Below are 13125 nucleotides of genomic sequence, written 5' to 3'. Positions count from 1 at the left end.
AGACGCCGGGGCTTTCGCTCCGGCGTTTTTCGTATGATCTAGGGGCATGGATATGCAGGGTCTCACCATCGCGATCGTCGGCGCGGGCATCGGCGGGCTGGCCGTCGCACGCGCCTGTGCGCTACGCGGCGCGCGCGTCACGGTGCATGAGCAGGCGAGCGAGATTGCCGAGGTGGGCGCAGGTCTGCAGACTTCGCCCAACGGGTTCGCCGTTCTGCGTGCCCTTGGGTTGGGCGACGCGGTGCGTAGCGCCGGGGTGCAGGGTAACACTGTGGCCCTGCATGACTATCGGCGGGGGCAGGTGGTGCGGCTGGATCTGACGCAGCTGGCATCGCGCGATTACTGGTTCCTGCACCGCGCCGACCTGATCGAAATCCTCCACAAGGGCGCATTGGACGCGGGCGTGCAAATTTCCTTGTGCGCGCGAGTGACGGACCCCGCCGCGCTGGACGCGGATCTGGTGATTGGTGCAGATGGGCTGCATTCGATCGTGCGGCGGGCGCTGAACGGCACGCTCGCGCCATTTTTCACCCGACAGGTCGCGTGGCGCGCGGTGGTGCCGCATGATGGCAGCCGAGCGCATGAGGCGCGCGTTCATATGGCGCCGCACCGGCATCTGGTCAGCTATCCGCTGCGCGGCGGCACCGAGCTGAACCTTGTTGCCATCGAGGAGCGCGCCGGCTGGTCCGAGGAAAGCTGGAGCGCGGCGGGCGATCCGGGCGAGCTGCGCGCGCGCTTTGCCGATTTCGGCGCCAATGCGCAAGCCATGCTGACCAAGGTCGAGAGCGTCGGCAAATGGGGCCTCTTCCGCCATCCCGTGGCGCCGGTCTGGGGGCAGGGACGGTTTGCCATTCTGGGCGATGCCGCGCACCCCACGCTGCCCTTCATGGCGCAAGGCGCGTCCCTTGCGCTGGAGGATGCCTGGGTGCTGGCCGCGTCCCTCGATGATGCGCCGGACCTGCCTGCCGCGCTTGGCGCCTATCAGGCGGCCCGGCAGGACAGGGCGCGCCGTGTGGTCGAGGCGGCCAATGGAAATGCCTGGAAATATCATATTACTTTCAAGCCACTACGTGTCGCAGCTCATCTATCGCTTAAGCTGGGAAGTGCCCTTGCGCCGCGCCGCATGATGGGTCAGTTTGACTGGATCTACGGCCATGACGTGACCGGCGGCGCGCCTCCGCTCAGCTCTTCTTGAGAGGGCGACCGTAGAGCTCCATCTTGTGCCCCTTCAGCTTGTAGCCGAGGCGGGCCGCAATCTTTTCCTGCAGGCGCTCGATCTCGGGGTCGAAGAACTCGATGACATCGCCGGTCTCGAGGTCGATCAGGTGGTCGTGATGGCCCCGCTCGGCATCTTCATAGCGCGCGCGGCCATCGCCGAATTCCAGCTTGTCCAGAATGCCGCTTTCCTCAAACAGCTTGACGGTGCGGTAGACCGTCGCGATGGAAATCTTGGGGTCGCGCGCCGCAGCGCGGGCGTAAAGCTCATCGACATCGGGGTGGTCATCGGCCTCTTCGAGAACGGCGGCGATGATGCGCCTCTGGCCGGTCATGCGCAGTCCGCGTGCCTCGCAGCGGTCGGTAATGGTGTCGGTCATGGGGCTATCCGCGTGGCTCTCGTGACCTCTTTGTTAGCGCGGGGCGCTTTCGATTTCCACCGCTCATGGCCTTTCCGTGCGGCAAAGGTTGACTTTCGCGCAGGCCGCGTCCATTTAGCCCTCAACGACATTTCCTGCCGCGTGAGCAGCCGGGCCGCCCGCATGGCCGCCCCCAGTGAACGAAATGCCGCGAACTTGATCCCAATATCACGCGTGGGGCCAGCCGCCGGATCGGCGCGACGGGCAATTCCGCCTGTGCGTCAGGGCCTTGGCGGAACCACCGCAGGGGCAGGCAGGACGCCGCTCCGACGCACGGGCCTTTTGCGCCCGGAAAACGGCATGGGGCACTCCCATGTCCGAAAGGATAAGATTTGAACCTATTCGAAGAAATGGGCCTTCCGCCCGTATTGGTCCGCAAGCTGGGCAATATGGGCATCACCGAGCCCACCCCGATCCAGACCCACGCGATTCCCTACGCGCTGGACGGCAATGACGTCATGGGCCTTGCCCAGACGGGCACGGGCAAGACGGCGGCCTTTGGCCTGCCGCTGATCGCGCAGATGATGGAAAACGACGAGCGGCCCAAGCCGCGCACCGCGACCAGCCTGATCCTCGCGCCGACGCGCGAGCTGGCCAACCAGATCCGCGAGACACTGCTGCCGCTGGTCAAGGACACGCCAATGAAGATCAATGTGGTCGTCGGCGGCGCCTCGATCAATCCGCAGATCAACCGTCTTGAGAAGGGCACGCATATCCTGGTGGCAACGCCGGGCCGTCTGTTGGACCTGATCGACCGCCGTGCCATCCGTCTAGATGCAACGCGCTTTCTGGTGCTGGACGAGGCGGACCAGATGCTGGACATGGGTTTCATCCATGATCTGCGCAAGATTGCCTCTTTGCTGGCCAAAGAGCGTCAGACGATGCTCTTTTCCGCGACCATGCCCAAGCAGATGGAAGAGATCGCAGGCAGCTACCTGACCCATCCCAAGAAGGTGCAAGTCAGCCCGCCGGGCAAGGCCGCCGACAAGGTGACCCAAGCGGTTCATTTCATCGCCAAGGCCGAAAAGCCCAACCTGCTGGTCGAGCTTCTGGGCAAACACAAGGGCGAATTGGCGCTGGTCTTTGGCCGCACCAAGCATGGCTCGGACAAGCTGGCACGCAAGCTTGAAAGCGCTGGTTTCTCCGTGGCCGCGATCCATGGCAACAAGAGCCAGGGTCAGCGGGAGCGTGCGCTGAAAGCGTTCCGCGACGGGCAGGTCAAGGTGCTGGTGGCGACGGATGTCGCCGCCCGCGGCCTCGATATCCCGGACGTCAAGCATGTCTATAATTTCGACCTGCCCAACGTGCCCGAGAACTACGTTCACCGCATCGGTCGCACGGCCCGCGCCGGCAAGGATGGCGCCGCCATCGCCTTCTGCGCACCGGACGAGATGGGCGAGTTGAAGGATATCCAGAAGGTCATGGGTCTCTCTATCCCTGTCGCCTCCGGCCGCGCTTGGGAAGAGCTTCCCGATCCGAAGGCCAAGCCGAACCGTGGCGGCAACGGCGGCGGTCGTCGCCGTGGCACCGGCGGTGGCAAGCCTGGCGGCGGCGCCTCAGCGAAGCCTCGGCGTCGTCGTGGCGGCGGTGGTGGCGGCGCACGCAGCAACGCAGCCTGACCCTCTAGACGATAGCAACCGCCGCTCTGGCGGCGGTTGCAGGCTCACCTGCCAGCAGTCCCGGCAAGCATAGTGTGGATCTGTTCGCGCAGCCTGCGAGTGGCCTTGCCGGATTCGGGTAGGCCCGCGAGATTACAAAAGATCTGGCTGCTGGGTGACCTTGCGCGCCAGAGGGGCCACCGTCAGCCCCTGCACGATGATCGAAAAGACGACAACCATATAGGTCGCAGTCAGGATCAGCGGGCTCCACTCGCTGCTCGGCAGGCTAAGCGCCAGCGCGACAGAGATCCCGCCTTTCAGCCCGCCCCATGTCATGATGCGGATGACCCCGGTGTCAAAGCTGCGGAAGGGTTTGAGAGTGTAGATCGGCACGGCCACGGCGATGAGCCGCCCGAGCAGTGCGATACCGATCGCGCCAGCGCCCGCCAGCAGGTAATCGGCGCCGAAGGCCACGGCGAATACCTCGAAGCCGATCATCAGGAAGAGGACGGCGTTGAGGATCTCGTCAATCAGTTTCCAGAAGGCTTCGACATAGCGGCGGGTCTCGTCGCTCATCCCATGCTTGGCGCCGACATCCCCGATCAGAAGGCCCGCGCAGACCGCCATGATCGGCGCCGAAACCCCGAGATAGACGGCCAGTTCATAGCCTCCGAAGGCGAGGCCCAGTGTCAGCAGCACCTCGAGCGAGTAGTCGTCGATCAGGCGCATCACGCGAAAGACCAGCCAGCCCAGAACGATGCCCAGAACCGCGCCGCCAAGCGCCTCGCGCAGGAAGAGCGTGGCAGCCCCGGCCACACCGCCGTCGCCGTGATGATCGCCCGACGGAAAGGCAATTCCGACCAGGACCAGGAAAACGACGTAACCCACCCCGTCATTGAAGAGCGACTCGCCCGCGATCTGCGTCTCGAGCGATTGGGGCAGGTCGGCCTCGCGCAGCACGCCCAGAACGGCAACCGGATCAGTGGGCGAAACAAGCGCACCAAAGACCAGCGCGATGATGATGGGCATCCCTGTCAACCAGCTGAAGGCGGCGCCGATCACCACGGTGCTGAGGCCGACCCCGATCGTCGCCATGAGCACGACGGGCAGCCATTGTGCCCGCAGATCGGATGTCTTGACATGCAGCGCGCCCGCGAACAGCAGAAGGCCCAACATTCCCTCCAGCAGCGCATCCGAAAAGTCGATGCCGGTCACGATCTGCCGAGAGGCGTCTGCGATCCCCAGATGCGGGGCCAGCGCGTCGACGCCCAGAAGGGCAAAGGACGCCGCCAACGCGACGACCATGATGCCGATCGACGATGGCAGCCTGAGGAAAAGGTAGTTGATCGCACCGAATATCCCGGCAAGGACGATCAGGGCCGAGGTGATTTGCAGGATGGTCATGACGTGCCCCCTTGTCCCGTGCACTTGATGCGCAAGATGCAAGCCATGCTTAAAAAATGACTGATTGGCAACCTGCTTGAGACCCAGGCTGCGCCCGGCGGCGCCGGATCAGGTACCGCAAAAGGTCCGCGCGACGATCTCGTCTTGCGCCGGGGGATTTGTCAGATCCGCTGCGTCCGGTTGCATTTCAAAGGGCCGTGACAGCACGCTCAGCATTCGGTGAAATGGCGCGTCATCCCCCTCGACTGCGGCGTCGATCATCTGCTCGATCCGGTGGTTGCGCGGAATGAAGACCGGGTTCGCCGCCTCCATACGCGCACGCCAGCCGTCTTCACGCTGGATGCGCGTGCTCCAACGGTCGTGCCACGCGGAAAAGGCTGCCGTATCTGTAAATTGCGCGCCGCCCTTGCCTTCGCCAAGCGCGTGGAACGTGTTCGTGAAATCCGCGCTGTCCCGCTGCATAAGGGCCAGCAGATCATGGATCAGCGCGTAGTCATCCTCGTTGGGCGCGGCGAGGCCGATCTTGGCACCGAAGACGCGCAGCCATTCGGCTTCGATCAGTTTCGGCATCGTATGAACGGCGGCGGTGAAATCGGCCACCGCTGCATCCTGATCGGGCATCAGCGGCACAAGTGAGGTGGCCAACTGCGCCATGTTCCACACGATGACATGCGCCTGGTTGGAATAGGCATAGCGCCCATGAGCGTCGATAGAGCTGAAAACCTGATCAACGTTAAAGCGATCCATGAAGGCGCAGGGCCCATAATCGATCGTCTCGCCCGAGATCGAGGTGTTGTCAGTGTTCATCACCCCGTGAATGAAGCCGATCCCCATCCACTGCGCCACGAGGGTCGCCTGCCGGGCAATCACCGCCCGCAGGAATTCGGCAGGATCACCAACCTCCGGATAGTGGCGCGCGCGGGCATAGTCATAAAGCTGCCGGATCGCGCCCACATCGCCGCGCACCGCGAAAAACTCGAACGTGCCCACCCGAAGATGACTTGAAGCGACGCGGGTCAACACCGCGCCGGGCATCGCGCCCTCCTGGCGGCGGATCCGCTCGCCCGTGCGGACGGCGGCCAGCGCGCGCGTGGTAGGAATTCCAAGCGCATGCATTGCCTCGCTGACGACGTATTCGCGCAAGACCGGACCCAGCCAGGCGCGGCCGTCGCCGCTGCGCGAATAGGGTGTGCGCCCCGATCCCTTGAGCTGCAGATCGCGCCGCACGCCTTGGCGGTCGACGACCTCGCCGAGAAGGACGGCGCGCCCGTCGCCCAGCTGCGGGGAAAAGCCGCCGAACTGGTGGCCCGCATAGGCCTGAGCGATCGGCTCGGCGCCCCGCGGCACCCGGTTGCCACTGAAAATCTCGGCCAACTCATCGTCACTGCCCAGCGTGAGGCCAAGCTCGCCCGCCAGGGGGCGATTGACAGCCACCAGTTGGGGCGTCGCGACAGGAGAGGGCTTTTGCCGTGCATAAAATGTTGCAGGCAGCGCCGCGTAAGTGTTGTCGAAAGGGATATCGGTATGCGTCATGGTCTCGATATAGGACCGGCCGGCACCTTCGCCAATGCCCGGCCCAAGTGCTGGCGTTGCGCAATGGGTATTTTTACCAAGAAAAAGCCAAGGTAGGCGACTTCATTTTCACCGTTCCGCAAATACTCCGGGGTCCGGGGCAGCGCCCCGGAAACTGACCTTACAGCATGCGCGACATCAGCGCATAGCCATCGCGCGCCTCGAAATGGAGCGCGGTATAGAGCGTGCGCGCCTTGGCGTTCTTCTCGTGAACTTCGAGATGAATCGCCTTCATGCCTGCTGCGCCCAAAGCCTTGGGAAGCGCATTCAGCACTTCGCTGCCGATGCCGCGCCCGCGCACGCCGGGACGGATGTAGATCTCGTCGATGAAGCCGTCGAGCCCGCCATATTCAAGCGACCAGCCAAAGCTGACCGCCGCATACCCAATGGGGGCGCGGGGCGGGCCGACGATGTAGATTGCACCATGTGGGGAGCCTTCGAGCAGCGGGAGTATGGCCTCGCGGCGCCGGCCCTCGTCCAGCGTGATACCCTCTTCGGCGTGAAAGGCGGTGACCAGCGGCATGAGGCGGTCGATATCGTCGGGCTTGGCGAGGGTCAGGGCTGTCACGGTGGCTACTGGCCTTTTGTTGGAAGCGCCGGGCCAACATGCCCGCGCTGCGCCGCTCTGTCCATGCGGTGCGCTCAGTCGTGGCCCTTTTCCGCCGCCCCGCGGTAGTGGCGCAGCACGAAAAGGCGAATGGCCGATGCGAGGCCCAGATCGGGGCCGCGGTCCGCATCTATCTCGGCCGCTAGCGCGTTGATCGGCGTGCCGGTGCTGGCAGCGATGGCGCGGAAGGCAGACCAGAATTCCGGCTCGAGCGTGACCGAAGTGCGGTGCCCGCGCAGAGTGAGAGAGTGTTTGACCGGGCGCAGGGTCATTCGTCTTCCGGGTCTGCGCGCTCGTGCCCCTCGAAACTGCGCTTCGCTCGTTCGGCATCGGCGCGCTCGACCGCTTTTTGCGCCTTGGTGCGGCCAAAGCGGACGGCGTTTTCATCCGCCTCTGCCTTGGCCTTTACCCGCGCGCGGGTCTTGCGCGCGCGGTTCAGGTTGATGGGCGTTTCGCTCACTTCGGCCCGACCATGTCTTCGGGCCGCACAACCCGGTCGAAGGTTTCTTCGTCCACGAATCCGAGGGCGATCGCCTCCTGCTTGAGGGTCGTGCCGTTCTTGTGCGCGGTCTTGGCCACTTTGGTGGCGTTGTCGTAACCGATCTCGGGCGCGAGCGCGGTGACCAGCATGAGCGACTCGCGCATCAGCTTGTCGATGCGTGTTTCGTCCGCTTCCAGCCCGTCCACAAGGTTGTCGGTGAAGGCCGATGCCGCATCGCCCAGAAGCTGCATGGATTGCAGCACGTTATAGGCCATCATCGGCTTGTAGACGTTCAGCTCGAAATGGCCCTGGCTACCGGCAAAGCCGACAGCGGCGTCATTGCCCATGACATGCGCGCAGACTTGCGTCAGCGCCTCGCATTGGGTCGGGTTCACCTTGCCCGGCATGATCGAGCTGCCCGGCTCGTTCTCGGGCAGCATCAACTCGCCCAGACCGCAGCGGGGGCCGGAGCCAAGGAAGCGGATATCGTTCGCGATCTTGAAGAGCGAACCTGCAACGACGCGCAGCGCGCCCGAGATTTCAACCATCGCGTCATGGGCGGCCAGCGCCTCGAACTTGTTGGGCGCGGTGACGAAGGGCAGGCCAGTGATCTCGGCCATGTTGGCGGCGACGGTCTCGCCCCAGCCTTTTTGGGTGTTGAGCCCGGTGCCGACGGCCGTGCCGCCCTGGGCCAGCTCGTAGATCCGCTCGAGCGCGGAGTGGATCCGCTCGATGCCCATGGCGACTTGGTGAACGTAACCCGAGAATTCTTGGCCTAATGTCAGCGGCGTTGCGTCCTGCGTATGGGTGCGCCCGATCTTGATGATATGCGCCCATTTCTGTGCCTTGGCCTCCAGCGCGTCCTGCAGTTTTTCGAGGCCGGGCAGGGTCACGCCATGGGCGGTCATCGCGGCGGCGATATGCATGGCGGTGGGGAAGGTGTCGTTGGACGACTGGCCCATGTTGACGTGATCATTTGGGTGCACCGGATCCTTCGAGCCGATGGTGCCACCCATGATCTCGATCGCACGGTTGGCGATGACCTCGTTGGCGTTCATGTTCGATTGCGTGCCCGAGCCGGTCTGCCACACGACAAGCGGGAAGTTGTCGTCGAGATCGCCGGTAATGACCTCGCTTGCCGCTTCGATGATCGCATCGGCGCGTGCCTCGTCCAGCTTGCCGTTTTCCTTGTTGGCTTGCGCGCAAGCCTTCTTGATAACGCCAAGGGCGCGCACGATGGCGATGGGCTGACGCTCCCACCCGATGGGGAAATTGATGATCGAGCGCTGCGTCTGCGCGCCCCAATACTTGTCCGATGGCACCTCGAGAGGGCCAAAGCTGTCGGTTTCGGTGCGGGTGGTCATCTCGGTCCGGCTCATGCGGGCGCTCCTTGATCAGAATTGCCCCTGTCTTAGCGAACGGTGCGGAAAGTTCAACGGCCAGAAGGCGTGGCGCCCCCCACGCTCAATGCTTGCGAAAGCTGTCGAGGCTGACGATATCGCCGCTGCCCTTGGGCATCTCGGCGGTGTCCTCATCTTCGTCGTCGTCATCTTCGTCTTTGGTTTGCGTTTCAAACCGCAGGCCGAATTCGACGGAGGGATCGACGAAGGTCTGGATTGCGTCATAGGGCACGTAGAGGTTTTCGGGCGCATCGCCGAAATTCAGCGTGATGCCGAAGCCATCATCGCCAACCTCGAGATTGTCGTACCAGTGCTGCATGACTACGGTCATCTCGTTTGGATAGCGCTGTTTAAGCCAGTCGGCCAAGGCGGCCTCCGGGTGATTGGTGTCGAAGGTGATAAAGAAATGATGCGCGCCCGGAAGGCCGTTCTCCTGAACGTCCTCCAGGACCTCCTGAATGAGGCCGCGCATGGCGCGGTGCATCAGATTTCCATATTCAATCGTGCGAGACATCCTCGGCCCTCATTATATCTTGGATTCACAATAAGGGATTCGAGCGAAAGTAAAAGGCCCGGCGCGCCGTCACGCGATCACATGCAGCAGGCCGCCGGCCGCCGCCATCAGGGCCAGACCGGGCAGCATGAGCAGGCGCAATCCCGCCAGCAGCAGCGCGGCCAGCACCGTCAGCGCTGCGGCGCCCGGATCGAGCGTGGCGAGGTCGGGATAGGCGCCTATAGGGCTGTGCAACACGCGTCCAAAGAGCACGTTCAGGCCGAACCACAGAGACAGGTTGGCGATGACGCCGACCACCGCGGCCGAGATCGCCGCCAGCGCCCCGCGCAGGCGCGGTTGCGCCAGCGCCCGTTCCAGGTAAGGCGCGCCGGCGAATATCCATAGAAAACAGGGCGCGAAGGTGACCCAGAGCGCCATCGCGCCCGCCGCCAGCGCCATGGGAATGCCTCCCTCGCCAAAACCGGCCAGCATGGCGACGAATTGTGTGACAAGGATCAGCGGCCCGGGCGTCGTCTCGGCCAGTCCCAGCGCATCGATCATCTGATCGGCGCTGATCCAGCCATGGGTCTGCGTTACGGTCTGGGTCATGTAGGCCAGCACCGCATAGGCCCCGCCGAAGGTGACGACCGCCAGCTTGCTGAAAAAAGTGGCGATGGCGACAAGAAAGCTGGCGCCCGCCGCATAGGCGCCAAGGACGGGCGCGGCCCAGAGGGCGCTCCAGATGGCAATCGTGCGGGCTGTGCGCGCGTTCTGGCCCGGCTCAATGGGAGGCGCGGCCTCGCGTGCCGTGCCGCGCGCGGCCCATGCGCCCCAGGCCGCAGCGGCGGCGATGACCGCTGGAAAGGGCAGGGCGGCCATGTAGATCGCGGCGAAGGCAAGGACGGCGAGCACGCGCTGCGCCCGCCCTTCCAGCGCACGGCCCGCCAGGCGCCACAGCGCCATCGCCACGATGACCAGAACGGCGGCCTTTACCCCGCTGAAGAGCGCCGCCACCAGCGGCACATCGCCCCAGATCGCATAGGCGAGCGCCAGCGCGAGGATTGCGATGGCCCCGGGCACCACAAAGAGCAGCCCGGCAATCAGCCCGCCGGCAACGCCGCGCAGGCGCCAGCCCGCATAGGTGGCCAGTTGCATTGCCTCGGGGCCGGGCAGCAGCATGCAAAAGCTGAGCGCGCCCAGAAATTGGCGCTGATCGAGCCAGCCGAGTCTTTCGACCAACTCGGATTGCATGAGCGCGATCTGCGCGGCAGGACCGCCAAAGGATAACAGGCCAATACGCACGAAGCTGCGCAGGAAGTCGCGGTTATCAACACGCATCGTGATTATCTCGTCCACCTGGCCAGCCATGCCCCTCCTCTTACCCGTCGCGCACCCAGCAATAAAGCGCATCGGAGAGCGGCAAGGCGGCCTCCAGCTGTGCCTGATCAGTACGAACTGGCGTGACAGGCCGACCAAAATCATCTCGTCCGGCGCCACGAGGTACGGATCGACGGCAAAATCCTTGGGCAGGTAGACCTCGTTCAGCGCGGGGCAGTCGCGACGGTCCCATGCAAGGAGAGTGCCGCCGGAAAGGCAGCTTGGCAATGCGCGGGGCGTAGAGGGAGGGGGAAGTAAAGTGCAGGCTTCTGTTGCCAGGTGCCTGCGAACCCCGCCTTACGCTGCTAGGCGCAAGGACTTAGGTTTCGATTCCTCGAACCGCTTACGCGGCCAGAGCAACCGGAGCACGATTGTCGTTTGCAATTGTACTGTTCGGGCCGATACGGTGGCACCCCGCCGAGACAAAGCATGACCCCTTTAGACGTTCGTCGATCCTGTTTCGACCCCGATCCGCCCCCAAACGAAGGGTGATTGGTGGAGTCGCCGGGTACCGCCCCCGGGTCCGATCCGCTTATTACGAGCGCGTTTATGTCCATAGTCCCCGAAGGGACACGGTTAATATAGGCGCGGTGACGGCGTTTGCAAACCTCTGCGAGGTGGTAGGGGAGATAATTTTTTGGGCCGGGGGAGTGTCGGTCGGCTATGCGGACAAACCTGCCGTTCGAATTTCCAGCCAACAACTAATGTGATATAGAGGAAATATGGATGAAGATTTGCACAAACTCGACCGTGACGACTTGATTGCTGAGATAAAGAAACTCCGAGGTGCTATCCGCGAACATCGAGATAGTACAGGTCATGACCTATGCTGGCATCAACCTGAAATGTGGGCATTGTTACCCGAAGGCGTGGAACCTGACATAGCCGTTCCACCGTGGCCCAAGTTCTTGCGAGGTTGTGTGAGATATCGTCAGTCACTTGATATCCAAGCGGCTGATGCAGAGGTTCATGATCACGAGTTCAAAGAGTGACAGCTCTCTCGCAGCAAGTAGTTATGGGCTCAATCCGGACCTTCGCGCTGGGTGCAGACGAAGGCGGGCGCTTGAGGTGATATGCTGCGCGCTGATGCTCACTAATTCAATGTGTACAAACCATTATACCTCATCATGATTTAAGGAAAAAACGCCCGGTAGGATCTACCGGGCGCTCTTGGCGTGTCGATTGTGGATGGCTCAGCCCTTGTGGAACTCGGGATAGGCTTCCATGCCCAGTTCGGCCATGTCGAGACCGTTGATCTCGGCCTCCTGGTCCACCCGCAGGCCCATCGTGGCCTTGAGGATCAGCCAGACGATGCCCGAGGCGGCTGCGACGAAGGCGCCGACAACCGCGATGGCGGTAAGCTGTGTCACGATATTGGCCGCGTCATTGGTAAAGACGACCGCGATCGTGCCCCAGATGCCCGCAAAGAGGTGCACCGGTATGGCGCCGACGACGTCGTCGATCTTCATCTTGTCCAGCATCGGGACCGCAAGGACCACGATGACACCGCCCACTGCACCGATCAGCGTCGCCATGCCCAGGCCGGGCGTCAGCGGCTCGGCGGTGATCGACACGAGGCCGGCCAGCGCGCCGTTCAACACCATCGTGAGGTCAGGCTTCTTGTACATGACCTGCGTCAGGATCAGCGCGGCGACGGCACCGGCAGCCGCAGCCGCGTTGGTATTGACGAAGATGCGGCTGATATCGGCCACGTTGCCAGCGGTATCCATGTAGAGCTGCGAGCCACCGTTGAAGCCGAACCAGCCCAGCCACAGGATGAACATACCCAGCGTGGCAATCGCCAGGTTCGAGCCGGGGAAGGGCGTCACGCGCCCGTCCTTGCCATAGCGGCCCAGTCGCGGCCCGAGGATGATGGCGCCCGTCAGCGCGGCCCAGCCGCCCACCGAATGCACCACGGTCGAGCCCGCGAAGTCCTGAAAGCCCATATCGTCAAGGAAGCCGCCGCCCCATTTCCAGCTGGCCTGGATCGGGTAGATCACGGCGGTCAGCAGGATGACGAAGACGAGGAAGGGCCAGAGTTTGATCCGCTCGGCCAGCGCGCCCGAGACGATCGAGGCGGTTGCCGCGCAGAACATCAGCTGAAAGAAGAAGTCCGATCCGACCGACGCATAGGTCAGGTCCGGCTCGGCGCCTTCAAGGCCCACAGGCTCCATCCCCGCGAAAGAGAATGCGCCCAGCACCCCCATGACGGACCAGCCATCGCCCGGATACATCAGGTTGTAGCCCAGCACGTAGTAGAAGATCGACGCGAGCGAGAAGAGCGATACGTTCTTGAGAAGCTGCATCGTGACGTTCTTGCTGCGCACGAGGCCTGCCTCGAGCATCGCGAAACCGGCGGCCATGAAGAACACCAGGAAGCCCGCGACGAGAAACATGAACGTGTTGAAGATAAAGCCGATATCGGCATTGGTTGGCGTCATGTCCGCGTCCTGCGCGAGACCGATTTGGGGCAGGGCGATCAGCGCCGCGGCGAGGCCCAGTTTACTGGTGAATGATGTGTTCATTTTCCTGTCCGTTTGAATTGCAGTGTCATCGGGG

Annotated in this window: 13 protein-coding genes and 1 other RNA gene; 3 read left to right on the top strand and 11 right to left on the bottom strand. The window is 63.4% G+C overall.

Annotated features, from left to right (window positions below; genetic code table 11):
* Positions 1-52: 52 nt before the first annotated feature.
* Positions 53-1195 carry an FAD-dependent monooxygenase gene (locus ACEWPM_RS05350; protein WP_393963555.1) on the top strand — a complete coding sequence of 381 codons (1143 nt, stop codon included), beginning with the start codon at positions 53-55 and terminating at the stop codon, positions 1193-1195.
* On the opposite strand, the gene ACEWPM_RS05345 is transcribed toward ACEWPM_RS05350, so the two are convergent.
* Positions 1182-1595: a Fur family transcriptional regulator gene (locus ACEWPM_RS05345; RefSeq protein WP_393963554.1), complete on the bottom strand. Its 414-nt coding sequence runs from the start codon at positions 1593-1595 to the stop codon at positions 1182-1184. The two genes, ACEWPM_RS05350 and ACEWPM_RS05345, sit on opposite strands and share 14 nt — an antisense overlap.
* A 371-nt stretch (positions 1596-1966) precedes the next feature.
* Between ACEWPM_RS05345 and ACEWPM_RS05340 the strand changes: the two genes are divergently transcribed.
* Positions 1967-3253, top strand: a complete 1287-nt coding sequence (locus ACEWPM_RS05340; protein ID WP_476454005.1) for a DEAD/DEAH box helicase — start codon at positions 1967-1969, stop codon at positions 3251-3253.
* A 132-nt stretch (positions 3254-3385) separates the two neighbouring features.
* On the opposite strand, the gene ACEWPM_RS05335 is transcribed toward ACEWPM_RS05340, so the two are convergent.
* The 9 genes from ACEWPM_RS05335 to ssrA form a co-directional block, all read right to left on the bottom strand.
* Positions 3386-4636 carry a cation:proton antiporter gene (locus tag ACEWPM_RS05335; protein ID WP_393963553.1) on the bottom strand — a complete coding sequence of 417 codons (1251 nt, stop codon included), beginning with the start codon at positions 4634-4636 and terminating at the stop codon, positions 3386-3388.
* Between the two features lie 108 nt (positions 4637-4744).
* The gene (locus ACEWPM_RS05330) at positions 4745-6169 is read right to left on the bottom strand and encodes a protein adenylyltransferase SelO (protein ID WP_393963552.1); all 1425 of its coding nucleotides are present in this window, start codon (positions 6167-6169) and stop codon (positions 4745-4747) included.
* 160 nt (positions 6170-6329) lie between these two features.
* Positions 6330-6776 carry a GNAT family N-acetyltransferase gene (locus ACEWPM_RS05325; RefSeq protein ID WP_393963551.1) on the bottom strand — a complete coding sequence of 149 codons (447 nt, stop codon included), beginning with the start codon at positions 6774-6776 and terminating at the stop codon, positions 6330-6332.
* 74 nt (positions 6777-6850) lie between these two features.
* Complete coding sequence (locus ACEWPM_RS05320; protein ID WP_393963550.1) at positions 6851-7087, bottom strand: ribbon-helix-helix domain-containing protein; 237 nt, start codon at positions 7085-7087, stop codon at positions 6851-6853.
* The gene (locus ACEWPM_RS05315; protein ID WP_393963549.1) at positions 7084-7275 is read right to left on the bottom strand and encodes a DUF4169 family protein; all 192 of its coding nucleotides are present in this window, start codon (positions 7273-7275) and stop codon (positions 7084-7086) included. The genes ACEWPM_RS05320 and ACEWPM_RS05315 overlap by 4 nt, the downstream gene beginning before the upstream one ends.
* Positions 7272-8675: a class II fumarate hydratase gene (gene fumC / locus ACEWPM_RS05310; protein ID WP_393963548.1), complete on the bottom strand. Its 1404-nt coding sequence runs from the start codon at positions 8673-8675 to the stop codon at positions 7272-7274. Before fumC ends, ACEWPM_RS05315 begins: the two co-directional genes overlap by 4 nt.
* An 85-nt stretch (positions 8676-8760) precedes the next feature.
* Complete coding sequence (locus ACEWPM_RS05305; protein ID WP_393963547.1) at positions 8761-9210, bottom strand: SspB family protein; 450 nt, start codon at positions 9208-9210, stop codon at positions 8761-8763.
* A gap of 69 nt (positions 9211-9279) precedes the next feature.
* A complete protein-coding gene (gene chrA / locus ACEWPM_RS05300; protein ID WP_393963546.1) occupies positions 9280-10557 on the bottom strand; it encodes a chromate efflux transporter in 1278 nt (425 codons plus the stop codon).
* 267 nt (positions 10558-10824) lie between these two features.
* Positions 10825-11177: a transfer-messenger RNA gene (gene ssrA, locus ACEWPM_RS05295) on the bottom strand.
* 111 nt (positions 11178-11288) lie between these two features.
* Here ssrA and ACEWPM_RS05290 point away from each other — a divergent pair.
* Positions 11289-11558, top strand: coding sequence for a hypothetical protein (locus tag ACEWPM_RS05290; protein ID WP_393963545.1), 270 nt, complete (start codon positions 11289-11291; stop codon positions 11556-11558).
* Positions 11559-11759: 201 nt separating this feature from the next.
* Here ACEWPM_RS05290 and ACEWPM_RS05285 read toward each other — a convergent pair whose 3' ends face one another.
* A complete protein-coding gene (locus ACEWPM_RS05285) occupies positions 11760-13091 on the bottom strand; it encodes an ammonium transporter (protein ID WP_393963544.1) in 1332 nt (443 codons plus the stop codon).
* Between the last annotated feature and the right edge of the window lie 34 nt (positions 13092-13125).

Origin of the sequence: Roseovarius maritimus, from assembly GCF_043355895.2 — a bacterium.
Taxonomy (GTDB): Bacteria; Pseudomonadota; Alphaproteobacteria; order Rhodobacterales; family Rhodobacteraceae; genus Roseovarius; species Roseovarius maritimus.
Note: the sequence above shows the minus strand (reverse complement) of the source record. Positions and strands in the feature narration are given on the sequence as shown.